Source organism: Novosphingobium oxfordense (assembly GCF_044029435.1).
Lineage (GTDB): Bacteria > Pseudomonadota > Alphaproteobacteria > Sphingomonadales > Sphingomonadaceae > Novosphingobium.
The window spans coordinates 2,479,051-2,497,868 of record NZ_CP147005.1; the positions used below are offsets into that span (position 1 = coordinate 2,479,051).

19 protein-coding genes and 1 pseudogene are annotated in these 18,818 nt (G+C 58.8%); 5 read left to right on the plus strand and 15 right to left on the minus strand.

Going from position 1 to position 18,818, the window contains the following annotated elements; genetic code table 11:
* Positions 1–364: 364 nt before the first annotated feature.
* A complete protein-coding gene (locus WBP07_RS11460; protein WP_395391179.1) occupies positions 365–1,348 on the plus strand; it encodes a hypothetical protein in 984 nt (327 codons plus the stop codon).
* Positions 1,349–1,533: 185 nt separating this feature from the next.
* On the opposite strand, the gene WBP07_RS11465 is transcribed toward WBP07_RS11460, so the two are convergent.
* Complete coding sequence (locus WBP07_RS11465; RefSeq protein WP_395391180.1) at positions 1,534–1,752, minus strand: ArdC-like ssDNA-binding domain-containing protein; 219 nt, start codon at positions 1,750–1,752, stop codon at positions 1,534–1,536.
* An 820-nt stretch (positions 1,753–2,572) separates the two neighbouring features.
* Positions 2,573–3,226, minus strand: a complete 654-nt coding sequence (locus WBP07_RS11470) for an N-acetylmuramidase domain-containing protein (RefSeq protein ID WP_395391181.1) — start codon at positions 3,224–3,226, stop codon at positions 2,573–2,575.
* Positions 3,227–3,509: 283 nt separating this feature from the next.
* Between WBP07_RS11470 and WBP07_RS11475 the strand changes: the two genes are divergently transcribed.
* Entirely contained in the window at positions 3,510–3,833 is a 324-nt protein-coding gene (locus WBP07_RS11475) for a DUF6968 family protein (protein WP_395391182.1), read from the plus strand.
* A 38-nt stretch (positions 3,834–3,871) separates the two neighbouring features.
* Positions 3,872–4,638: pseudogene (locus WBP07_RS11480) on the plus strand (IS5 family transposase).
* Here WBP07_RS11480 and WBP07_RS11485 read toward each other — a convergent pair.
* From WBP07_RS11485 to WBP07_RS11495, 3 genes are all read right to left on the minus strand, one after another.
* Entirely contained in the window at positions 4,597–5,583 is a 987-nt protein-coding gene (locus tag WBP07_RS11485; protein WP_395391183.1) for a patatin-like phospholipase family protein, read from the minus strand. The pseudogene WBP07_RS11480 and the gene WBP07_RS11485 overlap by 42 nt on opposite strands.
* A 186-nt stretch (positions 5,584–5,769) precedes the next feature.
* Complete coding sequence (locus WBP07_RS11490) at positions 5,770–7,362, minus strand: hypothetical protein (protein ID WP_395391184.1); 1,593 nt, start codon at positions 7,360–7,362, stop codon at positions 5,770–5,772.
* On the minus strand, positions 7,359–9,083 hold the full coding sequence (locus WBP07_RS11495) for a hypothetical protein (RefSeq protein WP_395391185.1): 1,725 nt from the start codon (positions 9,081–9,083) through the stop codon (positions 7,359–7,361). The genes WBP07_RS11490 and WBP07_RS11495 overlap by 4 nt, the downstream gene beginning before the upstream one ends.
* An 800-nt stretch (positions 9,084–9,883) precedes the next feature.
* Between WBP07_RS11495 and WBP07_RS11500 the strand changes: the two genes are divergently transcribed.
* Entirely contained in the window at positions 9,884–10,075 is a 192-nt protein-coding gene (locus WBP07_RS11500) for a hypothetical protein (protein ID WP_395391186.1), read from the plus strand.
* Positions 10,076–10,471: 396 nt separating this feature from the next.
* Here the strand turns inward: WBP07_RS11500 and WBP07_RS11505 are convergent, their stop codons facing one another.
* From WBP07_RS11505 to rlxS, 3 genes are all read right to left on the minus strand, one after another.
* A complete protein-coding gene (locus tag WBP07_RS11505; RefSeq protein ID WP_395391187.1) occupies positions 10,472–10,693 on the minus strand; it encodes a helix-turn-helix domain-containing protein in 222 nt (73 codons plus the stop codon).
* Complete coding sequence (locus WBP07_RS11510) at positions 10,690–11,091, minus strand: CopG family transcriptional regulator (RefSeq protein WP_395391188.1); 402 nt, start codon at positions 11,089–11,091, stop codon at positions 10,690–10,692. Before WBP07_RS11510 ends, WBP07_RS11505 begins: the two co-directional genes overlap by 4 nt.
* An 86-nt stretch (positions 11,092–11,177) precedes the next feature.
* Positions 11,178–13,124 (minus strand): relaxase/mobilization nuclease RlxS, encoded by a 1,947-nt coding sequence (rlxS, locus tag WBP07_RS11515; RefSeq protein ID WP_395391189.1) that lies wholly within the window; start codon positions 13,122–13,124, stop codon positions 11,178–11,180.
* Positions 13,125–13,501: 377 nt separating this feature from the next.
* On the opposite strand from rlxS, the gene WBP07_RS11520 reads away from it, so the two are divergent.
* Positions 13,502–13,864: a hypothetical protein gene (locus tag WBP07_RS11520; RefSeq protein ID WP_395391190.1), complete on the plus strand. Its 363-nt coding sequence runs from the start codon at positions 13,502–13,504 to the stop codon at positions 13,862–13,864.
* Here the strand turns inward: WBP07_RS11520 and WBP07_RS11525 are convergent.
* The 7 genes from WBP07_RS11525 to WBP07_RS11555 all read right to left on the minus strand — a co-directional run bounded on the left by WBP07_RS11525 (position 13,861) and on the right by WBP07_RS11555 (position 18,818).
* On the minus strand, positions 13,861–14,769 hold the full coding sequence (locus tag WBP07_RS11525; protein ID WP_395391191.1) for a nucleotidyltransferase and HEPN domain-containing protein: 909 nt from the start codon (positions 14,767–14,769) through the stop codon (positions 13,861–13,863). The genes WBP07_RS11520 and WBP07_RS11525 overlap by 4 nt on opposite strands.
* 58 nt (positions 14,770–14,827) lie before the next feature.
* Positions 14,828–15,172 (minus strand): RNA polymerase sigma factor, encoded by a 345-nt coding sequence (locus WBP07_RS11530; RefSeq protein WP_395391192.1) that lies wholly within the window; start codon positions 15,170–15,172, stop codon positions 14,828–14,830.
* Positions 15,169–16,056, minus strand: a complete 888-nt coding sequence (locus tag WBP07_RS11535) for an ArdC family protein (protein WP_395391193.1) — start codon at positions 16,054–16,056, stop codon at positions 15,169–15,171. The genes WBP07_RS11530 and WBP07_RS11535 overlap by 4 nt, the downstream gene beginning before the upstream one ends.
* A gap of 560 nt (positions 16,057–16,616) precedes the next feature.
* A complete protein-coding gene (gene prfH, locus WBP07_RS11540; RefSeq protein ID WP_395391194.1) occupies positions 16,617–17,243 on the minus strand; it encodes a peptide chain release factor H in 627 nt (208 codons plus the stop codon).
* The gene (locus WBP07_RS11545; RefSeq protein ID WP_395395780.1) at positions 17,240–17,935 is read right to left on the minus strand and encodes an RtcB family protein; all 696 of its coding nucleotides are present in this window, start codon (positions 17,933–17,935) and stop codon (positions 17,240–17,242) included. The genes prfH and WBP07_RS11545 overlap by 4 nt, the downstream gene beginning before the upstream one ends.
* Positions 17,869–18,345, minus strand: coding sequence for an RtcB family protein (locus WBP07_RS11550; RefSeq protein ID WP_395391195.1), 477 nt, complete (start codon positions 18,343–18,345; stop codon positions 17,869–17,871). Before WBP07_RS11550 ends, WBP07_RS11545 begins: the two co-directional genes overlap by 67 nt.
* Positions 18,342–18,818 carry a hypothetical protein gene (locus WBP07_RS11555; protein WP_395391196.1) on the minus strand — a complete coding sequence of 159 codons (477 nt, stop codon included), beginning with the start codon at positions 18,816–18,818 and terminating at the stop codon, positions 18,342–18,344. Before WBP07_RS11555 ends, WBP07_RS11550 begins: the two co-directional genes overlap by 4 nt.

The window sequence follows — 18,818 nt, forward strand, 5'->3', positions numbered from 1 at the left end:
TTATGAAGACCGGCAATCGCAAGCCCAACCCGGCATTAACTTGCAACCGATTGCATATCAATTACACACAACCCGACAGATCGCCGCAGCATTTTTGGGTTGCCACAAGGCAATTAACATAATTTAGAAAGTAAAATTCATCAAAAAAGGATATTTTACAATATAATAATTTCATTTTGCTAATTAAATGTCCGCACAAGCACAGTATTTACGATCACAAACCACAATACAATCCAAAACAGTTTACCCATCATTGCCGTAGTAAAATTACTATAATTGCACGATATAGATAAATACACTCAATACATTGAAAATTTTCAGCTCACCTACCATCAATTTGTCAACAGCATAGGGGTGTACGGAGATGGGAATATTTCGGCGAAAAGGTTGGCAAGGCAACACATTCAGCGACTTCGAATTTGATTCGAAGGTTGACATCACAGATCCTGAATTAGCTGTTCCCGCTCTTCAGAAAGCAGTTCGTATCTATAAGAACGAGCGGCTCGCCTACTATCAGGGTCAGATGCGCGCTCGGTCAGATGTCGTAAATCGACTGCCGATAGGCGCTGCGGTACTTGCCGTCATCGGCGTCCTATTTACGGCTGGAGCGGTCGTCGCCCGCACACTCAGCCTAGCGCAATTCATCTCGGTCGGCTGGGATTTGGTCATGATGGCGGTCGCAGTCATCGCATACGCCTTCATGTCTGCAACGCTGCTCTATGAGCGACTAACGGAGGGATCCGGAGGCTACTTTCGGGCAGCGGCGACGGTTGCCGCAATCCGCGACTTGTGGACTGCATATCAATTCGGTGAGATTGGTCGATCGATCGCTCCGCGGGAAGAAGGCGCAGCCGAGACCAACCGCTGGCTGACACCAATCAAGGAGTTCTGCGAATCCGTCGATGATATCGTTGCGAAGGAAATGACCGATTGGCAGGCGGCGTATGAAACCGCAGCGAAAGCGCGCTCAGATGCAGCGACTGACGGCTTAAAGGGAAGCATTGAAGAGCTTCAAAAGACAGCGCAAGCCGCAGCGGATTCGGCAAAAGAAGCCGCAAAAAAAGCGGACGACGCAGCCAACTTGGTTGGTGCGTCCCTTGCACCCGCGACACTCAATTTGTCGCTGGGTACAGCGACCACTGCAGGAACGGCAACCATCAAGATCGATGGCGTGCAAGTTGCGACGTGCGCCAATCAACGCAAATTCTCAATTAGTAAGCTCTCACAAGGTGAGCATCATATTCGGATAGAATTCACGCCGTCGACGACAGGTGGCGCAACGGAAGCATACGAGGAGGCCATCACCCTCAAGAGCGGTATCAACGAAGTGACGATTTCAGTCGCGTAAACAATGAATGGCGACGGAATGGTTGAAGCACTCCACTGACCCCGTCAGAGGAATGAGGCTCTAACGCTCTAGCACGGGACCTTGAATGCAGCACGGTCGTGCTTTCACGGCCGTTCGATCAGCCGCCTCTCTTTCTCGCCGCCCCGGACATGCCTGCCCGCAGCCATGGCCTGCCGATAGGTCAACTAGCGCTGCGAAGCGAACACGCGATCCACCGCCGCGCACCACAGAATCAACACTTTGATGCCGCAATAGACCCCTCCGGTAAAGGCGTTGGGCGGCATCATGCAGGGAAACCGCGCGCCGCCCCACGGGCGCACCCATGGGAGCCGCCCCTTTCCAAGCTCGGCGATGATGCGGGAAGTGACCTCTTCATACAGGCCAAGACGCTGAAGTTGGCTCATTACCCTGCTCCTTTCCTAAAACCGCCAGGGACCGGCGCCGGAGTGCCGGGGGACGGCAGGAGCGGACCAGGAGCTTCGCCGAGATGGCGGGGCGCACCCGAAGGGCCGAAATGAAATCGATTACCCGAGCAAAGCCCGGTTTGCTTAGCGCCACGGCGGGTCTATGGGTCCGTGACGCCCCGTCAACCTGGAACCGACGCACACGCCGACCCGCCAAAGGCACAGCGACAACACCCGGCCCCACCGGCCACCCCTGTCAGGGATCGTTACGCGAAGGGACGAGACGCCTTAGGCGGCTCGGTTGAGCGCGGCGAAAAGAGCCCGACCGCGGGGGACAGCCCACGTCAGTACTGGCCTGCGCCACACTCACAGAAGGCAGGCAAAATCAAATCACTAAAGAAGGCTGACGGCGCCTGGCGTGAACAGAATTCGGCAGCCACCCACAGATAAAATTCATTACGCATGAAATAAGATTACAATTGACAAATTTCTATCGCGCAAAAATAATAACAATCTCAGACATTTATCATTCAATTCACAATATATTGAACAATAATCTCAATTCATATATAAATCACACACAACATTTTATTATATTACAGGAATTCAAGCAAGCAAATCATTCATGCAACCCCGTAATATATCCGCCCATCCTCTCACTAAACTTATTACTTATATAATTTACCCGCATTCATCTCGATTATCACCCCCGCACAATCGAACCACCCGCGACACCACCTCCTCTTGTTAAACATTGAATAAAAACGAATTTCATAATAATGAAATCCCGCAAAAACGGAAATATTTTTCCTTAAAAACCTCACTTCATCGCATCTGCTAATTTTGTATGATATGAAAGCTTCTCATACCCGCCGCCATTGTAGCCTTTTGCGAACGCACGACAGCTTTGCGAATCGGTCGAAATCATCGCCATTTCGTCTTTCAAATGCGCGAACTCCACATAATCGACGAGCAGTTCGTAATGCTTACTCTCTGACGCAACAGTGCTGTGCGCAAATGCAAATGGGCTGGAGAAACCGAACTCGTCCCACCATTCTCCCAGCACCTGAAATTTACCCCAAGAACACGACATGAATGCAGCGTCGACCGCACCAGTGATGATAGCGCCCAGGAGCTTGTCCCAACTGCTCTCCTGGTATCCACCTCCCACTGGATTGCTGAACGCGGAGACCGACCACCTTCCACCTGTATATTTATGAAATTTATGCCTTTCATACAGTATCTTGGGGCGCCCTTGGTTGTCGAAACCCTTCCCCGAAGCCTCAACCTTCGCCACTGCCTGCAACTGTTTTTCACTAACGCCGAGGCGGTCGGCGAAGCCAGCGATTTCGGTTTGAGTGAGTTCGGGAGCAGTAGGGTTTGTGAACGTCAGCAACAACGCGTCACGCGATTTTTGGCCCCAGATACCATCGGGCTTGACCCCCACTGCACTTTGAAGGTCGATGATGTTCATGGGATATCTCCTTGTTTAGATGTCTGTTATCGCTCGCGCTCCATCACACTCCGCTATCGGGATAAGGAAATGCGGGCGCAGTCGCTGGGGGTGTTTGCACACCTCCATGCTTGCGCAAGCCCGCATCGCTGACCGCGTAGCCCCAGTTTATGAGCTGTTCCTGTAGCTGATCGTCTAGGCGAGTCAGTCGAGTAGGAGTGCGCGCCAGTTCTAGGCCGTGAACCCATAAAAGTTGCCGCCTTCTCAGCCCTATGCCACACCTTCCCGCGATGGAGGAGGGCAGATGATTGAAGCGCCATTTGTGGAGCGCAGGTTCGAGCTTGATGGCGGTGAATTGGTCGTCTGCTTTTTCACGCCATCGAAGGCACCTGGAGGCGAGTTCCAATGCCGTTATGTCATAGGATGGCCGGAACGAGAGGTTCGCCGGTATGCGTGCGGCCTGGATGGGCTCCAAGCCCTCATGCTGGCCATGCGCATCGTCCATACCGAACTTATCGAGAGTGATGCGTATAAGGCCGGACGCCTTACTTGGTGCGATCAGGCCGATCTCGACCTTCCACCTACTTGGGGCGAGGGATCGCTATATGACCCGCCTCCACATCCATAAACCTTTCAATCCCGCTTAGATTCTGATTCAGGGACGGCATGAGCCGATATGACCTGACCGACTTTGAGTGGCGCGTGATCGAGCCGCTGTTGCCAAATAAGCCGAGGGGCGTGCCGCGTGTCGACGACCGGCGCGTTCTGAACGGAATATTCTGGGTGCTGCGATCAGGCGCTCCATGGCGTGATCTGCCGGAACGCTATGGCCCGCGCACCACCTGCTACAACCGCTTTGCGCGATGGCGGAAGGCTGGCGTCTGGGATCGAATGATGGACGCCATCACCGCCGCGCACGATGGCGACATCCAGATGATCGACAGCACTTCCGTTCGCGCCCACCAGCAGGCAGCGACGGCAAAAAGGGGGATCGAGATCATTGTCTCGGTCGCTCCCGAGGCGGGCTCACGACCAAAATCCATGCGGTCGTCGACGGGCAAGGCCTCCCGATCCGGCTGAGCCTGACCGCAGGGCAAAGCCATGACGGCCAAGCCGCTGACGATCTGCTCGATCATGTTGGTGCCGGAACAATCATTCTGGCGGACAAGGCCTACGATGCCGATCGCATCCGGGTGTCTCTCCGCGAGAAAGGGGCGTTCGCCAACATCCCGCCAAAGTCCAACCGCCGATCAAAACCGTACTTCAGCACATGGCTCTACCGTCAGCGCAATCTCGTCGAACGGTTCTTCTCCAAGCTGAAGCACTTCCGCCGTGTTGCCACCCGCTACGAAAAGCTGGCCGAAAACTTCCTGGCCATGGTCCAGCTCGCCTCAATGCGGCTGTGGCTCCGTGCTTATGAGTCTACGACCTAGGGTTCGCGCAACCGGTGCCGAGAGAGCGTCTGCCAGCGCGAAATTCGAGATGTCGGAGCCGATGCCCCAATAGGCCCCTGCTCTCTGTCCCGCGACGTAAGTTGCGATCAATTGTCGGACACGCACGCTGGAAACTTGATCGTGTATAATATCTAGAACTCGGCGTGAGTGTCGGACCCAGTCAGCGGGCGGCGACGCATCGACTGCTAATGATCCGCCTCCGTCCGATACGAACAAAGTGCGATAGCGCTTGAACACCGTCTCCAATCCAAGACTGTCGTACACACCGCCATCTGTCAGCGAAATGTCGTGCAACAACGCCGGTTCAACGCCCTCCTCCACATGCGTGAAATCGGAAGGTCGTGTTTCCAGCACAAATGGTGAGAGCACGGGGGGAAATGCGGAAGAGGCGGTCACCACGTCGGCAAGCAAAAACCGAGGCCGCGCAATCTCACCCACACTCCAATCGCGCGCGCGCACGCGGCTGAAGCGCCAGAGCTTGCCTGTCTCGACATTCGTGGCATTGAATACAAAAGCAGGCGCATCCGGCAGGTCCTGAAGGGTTGCATTGCCGAAAAGTACTTTGGCGTAAATGTGCGAAACGCGCTCGGAAGCTCCGCCTGGCAGGATAAGACCACCCAAAACGGACGGTACATCCACGCTTGTGGCAGCGAGCTTGCGGATAGGCTTCACGACGAGTTCGAAAAGTGCCGCGCGATCAGTTAGACGCGGCCATTCCAGCGCAAGTTTTGCTGAGGTGATCGATCCGCCGGATACGCTGGAGATACGCGCTGCCTGTCGGAGCACGCCCGTCTCGAAGAGCCGAATCACGGCCCCCAAGTGGAACAGCATCGCGCGATAGCCGCCGCCGGAGAAAGCCACGGCGATTCCATCTTCCAGAAATTCTTCCGGTCCTTCGGCAACCGGCGTGATCGATTCGCTCATCGTCTCCTCCATCGGATGGCTTTGATCTGCATCACTCCCATTCGGCACCGAAAGGGTGTTGCTTCAACGTATGCCAATCGTCGGTCTCGCTTGTGCTAATATGCAACGTTAAGCGCCCGGATTGCAGGCCATTGCCCCCCGCCTATTGCTCGTCACCGCCTCGAAAATCTCTATGCGAGTGTCGTCTCAAAGGATGTGGAGCTTCAGCGACGGTCCTTCACCTCGTCTGATGCTGACCAACGCCCCGCCCTCGGCAATTGGAATTGGCCTGCTTCTATCGGCTATCCACCTTTGATCGGATTGGATTAGTCGGCCCTTGGTCCGGCGATATAGCTCAGCATTCAGCGCAGTCGCGGGAATGTCGTTCCATCCGACCTTCTGCGCCATCTTCTCGTCCGTCGGATTGAAGGCGACCTCCAGCGCAGTCATTTTCTCCAATCCTTCCCTGAGCGTCGCGTTCCGACTCCCGTGGTGACCGACCTTGTAAAATACTGCGCGCTCGAGAAGTCGTGCACCCGTTGTCGCTGAACGATCTGACGTCGCTGGAAACTTCACCGTCATCCAGCTCTTCCAATTTCCAACCTGAGCATCCGCGGCGAAAAGGAGAACATGCCCGGTTTCGATTATTTCGAATGCCAGAACCAGGCTGGTATTGTTAGTCTTTGCGTCAAGCTGAAGCGCGAGATCACTCGCGCCCATCAACCAATCGTGATCAATCGTGCGTTGAGGTTGGTCAAGGTAATGGTCGCGAAGAAAGGAGACTTCTCCAATTGCCTTGGTAAGCGGCAACCCTTCCGATGCGTCAAAGGGACCGGTTTCGTCTTCATCAAGCGACATGCCGCCTTGCACTGCGAGGGCATTTGCCAGCGCGTCTAGTGTTGCATTGCCGGTACCGGCCGCGCCGAAGGTATCGGCCTTACTGTCCAAAAGACCGAGCATTTTCCTATCTCTCGGCGGTGCAAGAACGTAGCATCGAACGCCATCGACGCCTGGGATCGCCAAAACGTCGCCAGGTTCCAAAAATCGCGGCAGCTTGGGATGTGCGAGCTGGGCTGCTGCATCGCGTGCAATACGGCTGACTTCGCCTTTGAGCGCGAAGCTCTCAACTTTCACCGCAAGTTCATCGATAGCACCGCCTCCGTCACCCATATCATCACTGGATTTCACGGCTGCGGCAGCACTTTCGTAAGAGATCGCTCCATAGAATCCGAGCATTGCCTCCCATGCATTGCGGATGGGCAGCAGAGCTGCGACGTTTTCGATACGGGCGTGACTGTTCGCAATCACCTTAACAGCCGCCCCCTTATACTTGTCCAGCTCACGGCCGAGCGGGTCTTTTGTATCCTCTGTCCAGGCCATCCACACTTCCCCAACTTTGGGGCCATTCGCATCGAAAAGTGTCTGGCGAGGGTGGAAACCCGAATTATGATCCCAATGCTCATGGGTAAGTGCCACGACCGCTAAATCCCCGGTCCCCGACAGCATGCTCTCTTTGGCCAAGTGCTTGCGGATCGCCGCGAACAACGCGTCCATTCTCTCACGGCCGCCCTTCGTCGAACCATGCAGCCCGCAATCGATCATCATCCATACTCTGCCCTTGCCATTGGCGGCAGGGAAACCGAGTAGGTGACAGTCGCCTAGCCCGTGGCAAAACAAGACCAGCTCGATCCCCTTCAGTTTCTCCTCAACTTTGGTCGGCACGTCGAGTATTGGCAGCTTTTCCACGGCAGTAGCATCTTGCGGCGAGGATAGTTCATCAGGCCTCGCTGGTTTGCTCATGCCGCAAAATCCTCATGACGATGAAGCATTGCAAATGGCTCAAGTTTGGCAAGAGCGGGATCAGCAAGATACATTGACGCGAGACTGACATCACCCGGGTTCGCTCGGAAGGCCTGCTCGCGTGCGAGCCTGCTCTTATCCTTGATGCTCCGCGTTATAGCGAATCTGATCTCGGGTTCGCCACCGCCGCCGCGTGGATCAATGATCAGAGTGACGCCGCCTCGAAACCAGAATTGTCGTCCTTTTTGCCGCAGCGCATCCACGAACTTGGGTTGGCGCTGCTGGATGACGATCACAATTTCCTCACGTACTTGGCCGTTCGGTCGAACACGTCGCGCTGCACGCACATTTACGACCTCAAAATTAGTGGCGTTTGGTACATCCTTGTTCCGCTCAGCCCAATCGACGTCAGCCGAAAAATCGTCATTGAATTTGCCAAGCTTAGCTTTCAATCCGAGGTCAGCGGCAATCCCTGGGTCTTCCGATATACGCTTCTTGAGCAAGTGATGGACAGTCTTTCTTCTTTTCTCTGAACGATCAAAGATCGCTCTGCGACTTAGGTCGTCACGCCAATCGATTGCCAGTTCGTCCACGATGTTCATCAACCACTTTGGAGTCTTGTGAAGCCTTCGCCCCGTCGGCAGGCGCCAACGCAGCGTCTCGATAGAAACGGTTCGCAGATTTCGTGGGAGCAATCCCGTGTGACGAAAGCTTTCTAAGAACGCCATTCGGTAGGCGAATCGGTCTTCATCAACCTGCTCCAGATCTGCAGAGATTATTGCCCGGAGATAACTTCCAAAGGTCACATCTACCGGCGGACAGTAATCAATTGCACGGATACACATTCGCAACACATGTCGGGCGGCCCTGCATGTTTCGTCGGTGAGCCGCTCGACCAATTCCGGGTGAAGTGCACCGGGTTTGAGAATGCCACTTCCGCCGGTGGCCAAACGGATCAGATCGCCTGTCCTGCGTTCGACGATCAGCAGGAAGGCATCATATACGGCTTTAACCAGCAACGAACCTCGATCATGTACGTCGCTCGTCTGCGCATAATTTATATCTGACGGGAAGTTAACATAGTCGCGCACCGGCCCGCCGCGACTTGAGCCTTCTCCGAATTGCCGCGCGAGCCCCGCGAGCAGCCCCGCCGCCGTCATAGAACCGCGAGCAGCCGCGACTTCACGACGGACGAGATCGCGGTAACCAAAATGCTGGAAGAGAGCGACGATATCTGCGAAACCTTCGTGGAATGCGAGCACGTCCGGATTAGAGGCCTCACGAAAGCCGCGAGCCGCTCCATCCAGGAGCGCATGCGTCATCTCGTGAGCGATGATATCGCCCGACAGGCATGAAAAAACCATCGTCCCGGCTGGAGTCGAAGTGTCCTCGCTCGCCTCGCTCGGAAAATAACCAAACAGGATCGCCCGGCGATCTGGACTGTAAAAGGCATTTTTCATTCGCATTGCGTGCGGGAACAGCCGCAATTGCTGAACGAATGCATTGTTACGGCCATCATGAATTGTCGGCACCGAAGGAGCCCAGAGCGCTTTACGACCGAGAGCTTCCTCGAACACTTCGATCGTCCGCATGCCGACAGCGTACACCATCTGCTGGTGGAACCAGGGACTGCCTTCTGACGGGTCCAACCCATCTTGCGCCAACACATGGCAATGATCGAGATCGACTGGCGGATAGAAGCGGGTCGATGCAGGATCCACATCTACGATCTCAAGATACTCGCCGACGGGACCCCTTCGCAACGCCTCGTAGCGGACGCTAACCGTCGCTATACGAGAATCATATGTACGAAGAGATGATCCAAGACTGGGATCGAGAGCGAATATCCGCAACCTTCGATTCAGTGGAACAGGAATAGAAGTCAAGGCCTTCCCCTCCCCCGTCGCGAACGTCTGCTCCTTCTTAATCTTTACTTTAATGGAAGCTAAATCATTGCTTCCTCAATAAGTTGAGCAGATTTCAACGAGACAAAATCGATACGAATCGCCACGTAGATTCGATTTTATTGAAAATTTATCGCATTTACAATGCAAAACTGCTTCCCATACCGGACAAAATCGGCGTTATCGGAAAAATTTCTACTTCATTCTGATTTTACAGAAGTGAAATTTTCTGCCACAACCATTCCGCTCTGCCGCATTTTATATAACTCACTTACTTCATTCCGGACTTATTCGACGTTTTGGAGCGTCAGCCCGTGATTTTAGCGGGACTGACATGCCCCATCGTTGAGTCAAAGCTGCCTTTTGGAGGCCAGTTTGAGCAGGGGTGATCTCACCGAAGCAGAATGGCATGTCCTGAGAGGCTTGCTGCCGATCGAGCATGAGAACCGGAGGCGAGGCAGGCCTCCCGAACAAAACCGCTCGGTCATCAACGAAATCCTCTGCCGCCTTCGCTGCTGCGCCCCATGCGGGACGTTCCACCCAAATATGATAATTGGAATTCGATCCATCGGCGGTTCCGGCGATGGAGCGAGGTCGGGATTTGGGAAACGGTTGCGGTGACGCTGGCCGAGCTCATGAAAGACTGCCAGCTCTACAGCATCGACACCACCACTGATCGCGCCCACGTTCCGGAAACGGGCGGAAAAGGGGGACTCATCAACGCGCTCTTGGCCGCTCGCGGGGCGGGTTCACCAGTAAGCGTCACTGCTTGGCTGATGCCCTCGGAACACCGCTCGCCTTCAATCTGACTGTCGGCGGGTCGGCAGCCTGCAAGGCGTATGGCACCCTGATCGGACTGCCTGAACGCGCACCCTACGCCCTGCTTGCCGAAGGCCTAAGATGCCGACCCGATTCGAGCCGATCTTGCCAAACGGAAAATCGAGGCCGTCATTCCTGGCCGATCAAACCGTCGCGTGAAGATCGAACATGACCGGATGCTCTACAAGCATCGAGCGTATGTTCGGCCACCTCAAGATCAGCCGCGCCATCACCACCCGTTACGATCAACTGGCCAACTGCTTCCTCGGTATGGTCTCGCCACCCAAGATACTGGCTCCAAATTTGTCCACGCCGCCCAACATCAGGAACCGAGTCAGCCGGAAAGCATACGCCCAGCTGCTTCTGTCGACATACATGAGCACTCGTCACGAACGGTCGATCAACCGCCTCAGGGTTCGCATCGGGACGAGAGTAATTGCTCCGACCTTCACGGTTTCGATGTAGCCGTCGGCAATCATCTGGTAGAGCTTCGAGCGGCCAATCCCGGTCAAGCGGCACGCTTCAGGGATACGTACGGCCAAAGGTTCTGTCTGTGATTGATGGACGTGCTTGTTGTTCACCGCCGGCGTCCGCTGTTCGTCCATCATTTTGTTCCTTTGCCTGACGTTGAATTCCCGCCCCTCACCGCCTGTTCAGCCACCAACCGCACGAAAGCGTCATAGCGGGCCTGACCAAGCTTGCGGGTCGGCCCATCGAAGGCCGGATGATGTGCCGTCAGCGTCAGTTGATGCCGCACGAAAAGCCCCATCATTTCGGTTAGGTAATCCAGCCTGCGCTCCATGCGCTCGACCGCCCTCGCCTGCCGCTCCAGCTTCTTGCCGAACTGCCGCTCGGCCTCCACATCCTCGCGCCGCTCGAACCAGGCGCCGAGTGCATCGGTCATGATCGCGGTCTTGGAAGCGTTCGGCTCCGCCGCCAGTGCATCGAGCCGCGCCGACAGGTGGTCGGGCAGGTAAAGCTGATGGCGGGTCTTGCGCGTCTGCATGCGCGGAAGAATGCCAGCCGGCAAATTCTCGCGGAAGATACTCGCCAGTGCACCGAGGGTACTCTCCGGTGCATTTCGCGCGGTGGTCACGAGATTTCCGGGCCGCCGCGCTCGATCCCGCGTCGCCACGTGATCCCGGCGTCGCGCATGAGGCCAGAGACCTGCTGGTTCAGACGCTTCTCCAGTTCGGGCCGCCAAGGCGCCAGCGTGAACTCCCGCGACTTCTCGATCACGGCGTACTTCTGGCCGCCAATTTGCACCGCCCGGCGATAGGTGCCCTCGATGTGGGCGCTGCGGTTCTCGACGAAGGGAATGCCCAGTTCCTGGGAGAGCTGTCCGGCAACCCGGCGAAGCTCGCGTTGCTGAAGGCTGGCCAGGAGGTTTGCCCTGAAGCGAACCGTGTTGCCCTCCTGCTCGGCAAGACCCTGCTCGATCAGCCATTGCCGGCGCTGCTGGAGAACGCCGCGCACCTCGCCCCCCATTCGCCCCTGAAGCTGTTCGGGTTCCTGGGCGACGCATTGCCTGTCGAGCCAGGTCGGGCCGTCGTGTCGGACCAGTTGCTCCAGAGGCCGTTCGGCCAGTATCTCCACAGTCACCGGGCGGCTCTGCGCTTTGCGCAGTTCGTAGTCTTCTGCGCGCTTGAGATGGTCGTTCGGGATTGTCCAGGTGCCGTCGAGATGGCGCTCCACGCCGCCCTGCGCGCGGCGGATGGCTTCGAGACGCCGGACATGGGCCTCGGCAAATTTGTGGGTCGCCGTGCGATCGTGGGCGAGATGCTTTGCAACGCTGTATACCCCGCCATTGGCGGCAGCGATTTCGGCGACGTTGCGATCGGCGGTGCGGATTCCATATGCCGTCTGTTCGACCCTCACCATCCGCCCCTGCATGGCGCCATCGGCCAGGTCGTGTCCGAGATCGACGTAATGTGTACGTCCATCGGTGGCCTCGACGATCATGTAATGGCGGTCATGGTGCTCATCCGAGAGGCCGCGGGCCTCGACCCGCCCGACGATGCCGCGGTCCTTGCCCGGTTCGAAGATCGCATAGTCATGCGACGCCAGTTCCGGCCGCGCTTTCAGGCGCTCGTGCATGGTCGCAATGATGTCGCCGCGCTTGCCCATCGCGCGCAAGCTCTGCTCAAGATCGGGATCGAGCCGGTAGCGCCCCTTTTCTTCCTCCACGGCCAGCCCCATGCGGGCGAGCGTGCCAAGCCTTGCAGCACGCAGGCCCTGCTCGACCGGATCGCGATGCCAGGCCAGGGCCAATCCCTGCTCGTCGAGTGATGTCAGCAAAGTCCGGTCGATCCGGGTGAAGCGCTCGGCAGTTATTTCGGAGCGCCGCGCCTGCTGGATTTCCAGCTCGGTGCGCGGGCCGAGATCGAGGCTGACGATTTGCGACGCGCGGGCAGCAATTCCGCTGCTGATGTAATCGCGGGCAATGATCAGATCCTTGCCGCGGTCGTCGATACCGCGCACGACGATGTGGGTGTGCGGATGGTCGGTATTGTAGTGATCGACCGCCACCCATTCGAGGCGGGTATCGAGATCCTTTTCGACCTGCTGCATCAGCCGGCGCGTCAACGGCTTCAGGTCCTCGTAGTGCTGGCCGTCCTCGGGGGAGACGATGAAGCGGAACTGATGGCGATCGCCGGTCCCGCGCTCGAGGAACGCCTTGCCGTCCGCGACGTCGTTCTCCGGGCCGTAGAGCGTGCCGCGCTCGCCCTCGCGCGTCGTACCGTCGCGCTGCAGATAGCGCAGATGCGCGGCCGCAGCCTTGGCGCCTTTCCCCGCTAGCTTCACATAACGGGCCTTGACGATTACCCGGCGCGAGCGGGATGCGCCGAACCCATCACCGCTTGCCAGCATCCGCCCCACGGCGGCAGCGCGCCCGATCCGGCTACCGACGAAGCGGCGCTTCCCAGTGCCTGAAGTTCGCCGAAAACCTCCGGCCTGGTTGACCGCGCGCAGTATGTCATTTCGGAAGGAACCCTCCTTGCCGATATGACCCAGCCATAGCTCGAAGTCGTCATCCATCGCCCACCTCGCCGACAAAGCCGTCGATGAGGGATGGAGGGAGCGCGGCTTCAAGGGCCTCCATGGCCGGCAAGGCTCAAAGGCGCAGAACTCCGGCATTTCTGAGGCGGAGAATTCGGCCATGGAGGCATGACGCTGCCCCCAAACCACCCGAATCTCGTAAAAAACGATGTGCAGACAATGCGTTGGATCGCAGTGCGAGACGACGCCTTTTAACTTGCCTACCCCCTCCCCATACCCAGCAGCCCTCCCACTCCCCTATCTCCCCCACAAACCAGCATGCCGATAGCGACCGAGCGAACCGCTTCGGCCTTCCTTATGTTCGCTATTTGTTCTATATTCACTCCCCTAGCTGAGTCGCGAAGAGGAGCGAACGAATGGGCCTGCGGATTGAAGCCACGGACGGCAATCGGCTGCAATTGACCGGCGACATCGAGACGGTTCTCGATGTCCCGGCGCGCGGGATTGCGGAAGGGTTTTCGCTGGCGTTCTCGGATGGAACGCTGGTGCGCGGCTGCTGGATCCCGGGCGAAACTGCATGCCGTTTTGCCATCGCCAGCGAAGGCGCTGCGATGGTCAAATTCGTGCGTCAGGGCATCGGCGAAGCGCTCGATCTCGATTGGGATTTCGACTGGATCACGCTCGCCTGCGGCACGGAAACCCTGCAGCCGGAAAACGTCGCCGGAAACGACGACGTGCTGCAGTTGACGCTCGATATCGAGGTGAAGGAAGTCGCCTAGACGCTGCGCTGGAACGAGAGCAGGTGCGCCTCGCAGACTTCCTTGGTCAGCTTGTGAAGCAGTTCAACCCGCTCGACGATCCATTCCAGTTCGATGTCGCGGATCGTATAGTGGGGCGAGTAGCGCGCCTTCACATAAGCCTGATGGAGCAGTTCGAAACAGCGCCGCGTGAACTTGGCATCGCGCGGCCAGACCGGGATCAGGTCTCGCGCAATATCCTCGGCCTTGTTTCGCATGAAGGTGAGGTTGTGCGACTTCGGGCTGTAGAGTGTCAGCGTCAACAGGACCGCGTGATAGGCATGCTCGGTGGCCTGATGCAGCAAGAAGGCTGCACGGTTCTTGTAGCCCTTTTTGATCGCATCGTAGGACAAATCAAGGAACTCGGCGGCGCTCCCATACCACTGCTTGAAGTTGCGCTCTGACTCCTGGAACGCGACGGCCGTATCGAGAGGCTTGGGCTGCTCGAAATGCGTGTTGTCGAGCGAATAGAGCTCGATGCCCTCCCGCACGATATCGATGAAGAACGGACGGCTGCGCGAGAGCTGATAGTTCACGTCCGCGGTGCTGTGGACGACCATGCCCACAGGCGCGGAGATGCGCTTGGCGATCCCGTATTCGCGCATCAAGTGATCCTGCGCGCGGCTCCAGAGTTCCGGGTCGGCCAGCCGCTCATCGCTCACCACGACAAGGATATCGTAGTCGGAATAATACCCGCCGAGATGATCCTCGATCCAGTTTCCGCGCGCGTAGGATCCATAGAGGATGACCTTCGATATCCGGGCCTGCTTCTTCCAGTTCTGGGTAGCGATGGCCGTCAGGTCCGCGAACTCCGCAAAGATGATCTGCACCACGCGTTCGAGATCGTGGCGCTTGCGTTCGGGGAGGTGATCGAGATCGGTCTTCATGGTCTTGGCTCGACTGTGGGGCATAAGGGGCGACAGGCGCAAGGAAAAGACGGCGGGGCTAAACCCCGCCGCTCTCTTCCAGCATTCGTGTGATGGTTCCGATGGCCCTGCTCATCCGCCGCTCGATGTCCTTCACGGAGCGGCCGGTGTGCTGGGCTATTTCCACATAGCTCATGTTGTCGATACGCACGGCAAGGAAGACTTCGCGGTCCACGGCAGACAGCGCCGCCATGGCCGCTTCCAGCCGCTCCACCAATCCCGGCGGCGGCTCCCCCAGCGCTTCCAGATCGATGCCCGGCGGTACGCTAGGTTGCGCAGGCAGAGCGCGATGTTCACCCCTGCCGCCACCCCTGCCGCCACCCATGCCCCTGCGCCACCAGAGCGAAAACCGAAGCCCCCTCATGCCGCGTCCTCCCCGAATGCGAGGAGGAAATCAGCGGCTTTGCTGGCAGCGCTGGCTGCTCGAAAAATCGCCTTTTCATCGGCGCGCAGGACCTCGAGCCAAGAGCCGATATAGTCGCTGTGCCGCACGGTCGGATGGATCCCCAGCGAAGCACAGGCAAAGGCCGCCGTCATCTCCGCGACCAGTTCCTCCTTAGCGTAGGCGGGCGAACCGTAACGTCCGGTGTGGTCACGGTTCAACCGACTGGCGTGCCCGGTCCAGTGCCCCAGTTCATGCAGCGCCGTGCGAAACCAGTTCACCGGCTCATGGAAAGCGGCCTGCGGCGGAACCTGCACATAGTCCTGCTTGGGCGCGTAATAGGCCTCGTCCCCACCGATCCGGAAGTCGGCGCCGGTGGCAGCAATCAGCCGGTCGACCTCGGCAATCGCCATGACCGGATCGGGTATCGCCTCGACCTCATCGAACCGCTCCGGCAGCCCCTCGATCTGATCGAGATTGAAGACGACAAACCGCTTCAGAAAGGCAATCGTGCGCGCCTCACGGTCCTCACCCGCCGCCTTCTCGGCCTCGTCTTTCGGCGTGAAGCGATCGGCATAACAGATGACCGTCCCCTTCTCGCCGCGCCGGACATGCCCGCCCGCAGCCAGAGCCTGCCGATAGGTCAACCAGCGCTGCGAAGCGAATGCGCGATCGACCGCCTCGCACCACAGGATCAGCACGTTGATTCCCGAATAGACCCGCCCGGTAACAGCATTGCGCGGCATCATGCAGGGGCACCGCGTACTGTCCCAAGGGCGCACCCAGGGCAGCCGCCCCTCTTCAAGCTCGGCGATGATGCGGGAAGTGACCTCTTCATAAAGGCCTAAACTCCGAATCGGGCTCATTACCCTACTCCTTTCCTCAAACCGCCATGGACCGGCGCCGGGGTGGCGGGGGGCGGCAGGAGCGGACCAGGAGCCTCGCCGAGATGGCGGGGTGCACCCGAAGGGCCGGAACGAAGAGGAGGACCCGGGCAAAGCCCGGGTTGCACCGCGCCATGGCGGGGCTATGGGTCCGTGACGCCCCCCGTCACCCTGGAGCCGAGGCCCACGCCGACGCGCCAAAGGCGCGGCGACAACATCCGGCCCACCGGGCCGCCCCTGTCAGGGATCGTGACCCGAAGGGACGAGACGCCGTGAGGCGGCTCGGTTGAGCGCAGCGAAATAGAGCCCGGCCGCGCGGAACGCGCGGGGACAGCATCCCGGCCATAGCCGGTCTTCGAACCAGCTCCGCAAAACAGACAGATCGAAGGAAGACCTCCGCTACCCCGCAAAGACGGACCAGCAGCCCACGGCCAGCCATCCGAGCAAACCCACCAGCGCCGAGATCGCCCTTCCGCTTCAACCCAAACATCAACCGCCATCCGGACGCGCAGCGAAACCCACGCCCCGCGCCCGGACCGCCGTTACCTCACAAGCTTCAGCTTGAACTGAGACCCAACATAAGTGCGAACCGGATTGCCTCGCTCGAGATGCTGGTGTGCCGACCATTGCGAATGGCGAGCATCATCCATTGCGCTGCCACGCCGCTCCTCCAGCATCAGGACCAGCTTAAGCCGGGCCAGCTTGCGGTTCGCATGCTGCGATCGCTGCTCCTGCGCCGTCGCAACCAAACCACTGGGACGGTGCACGGCCCGCACGGCGCTGTCGGTCTTGTTGACATGCTGACCACCCGGACCGCTTGCCCGCATGGCCTGATAGTCGACATCCTCGTCCTTAAAGTCGCAGACCGCTTCCGGCTCCGGAGCCATGCCAACCCCGACAAACCAGTTGCGACGCCGATGCCCTGGACGGAACGGACTGTCCCCCACCCAGAGGATCGATCCGACCCGGTCGCCAACGAAGACCTCGGCATCTTCGCCGCTGACACGCATCAGCAGGGAAGAGGGAAGCTCCTCGCTTCCCTCCAGCACTTCGCAGGTCACCCCGCATTGTGCCCCCTCCCTGGCGAATGCCCGCACCAGCTGCGCCAGAACCCATCGGCACTCACGCGGCCCCTTCCCGGCCGTCAGATGGACGATAATTTCCTTCATGCGGCCCTCGTCTTGTAGCTGAGCAGCGGACGCAGCCGCGCAATCACGCGAATGAGACCGGCGTGTTCCAGATCGGCGATCACGGATCCGATGTCCTTGTAGGCTTCCGGCGCTTCCTCGAAGATCAGCCGGCGATCCTCGCAGATCACATGACTGGCGAGCTTGGTGCGCTGCAGGTCAGACACCCGATAGCGCCGCGATAGACGCGCATGCGCGTCCTTGCGGCTCCACTTGCGCCCTGCCCCATGGGCAAGAGAACACAGTGCCTCCTCTGCCCGCTCCAATACGGGCTCGACCAGATAGCTGAAATCCCCGCGCGATCCGGGGATCGTCACCAATCCCCGATCCGCAGGAGCCGCGCCCTTGCGATGCAGCCAGCCGCCATCATGCGGCGTCACGCTGTTGTGGCAGATGTCCACCAGGCGCCGGCCCGACATGCCCAGCGCCTCGAAGAAGCGCTGAGCGATGATGCGACGGTTGAGCACAGCCCAGCCCAGCGCCTGATCGTGCTGCAACAGATAGGCCCGAGCATCAACACTCGACGTCAACCGCCCCTTGTCAGCCCCGCGCGCCATCTGCTCCTGCAGGATCGCATGGCCAAGGCCGCGCGAGCCGCTGTGCACCATCATCCAGACGCGGTCGTCCGCCATGCCGAAGGCCGCAAAGCGATCGGCATCGACGACGTCCTCGATGCGCTGGAATTCGACGAAGTGGTTGCCCCGCCGATCGTGCCAAGCGCAGGGCTCGCAAGATCGGCGGGCAGCCCTGCCCCAACGAGCTCCGACGAAACATCCCCGTCCCAGGGGCCATCAAGCCCATGGAGCTTGCGCTCCACAGTCCCGACCCGGAACTTGCGCACGGGCAAACCAGTCTCCCAGAGCGCCATGCCGCACCCGATGTCGCTGCCGACAAGATGCGGCCAGATGCGATCGGGCGACCAGAAGGCGGCGCCAACGGCGATGCCGCTGCCCGCATGCAGATCGGGCAGACCAACCACACGGCCCATACCATCCAGGCGCGCGGTGGCCTCGAGCTGATCAAGCGCAACAGGATCGAAACGCGCAGGATCGCGGCCGATAAGGGTAATGGAACTGTCCATCATGCCCGGCCTGCCATCACGACCCGATTGGCCTGCGGCAAGCGCCCCGCCAGCAGGGCAGAATCCCAAAGAATGCCATCCGCCGGATCGACGAAGAACGCGCGCCGCCGAGACCAGCGCCTGCCAACAGTCAGCACTTCCCGTTCGAACAGCCATTCGCCGTACCGACCGATCGAAATCCGGGTGATGACGAAATCCCCGAGATGCTGGCGCACATGCATCTTCACCGCACTTCCGGTGTCTAGCCCAGCGCAGATTTCGCTGAACACGAGATCCCACGGCTGCCCGCACCGGCTGCGCAGGAAACGCACGAGCGGGGCAAGGTTTTCGCTGAGAGATTTGGTGTAGCGCGCGCCTTCGAAGGCATGACGCATCAGCCCGATATGCTTGAGGTTCTGATCAAGTGTCCTTTTGAGTTTAGGGGACGAGGCATGGCCGGCGCCCCAGCGCGGCCGCTCGATGATGACCTTGAACAT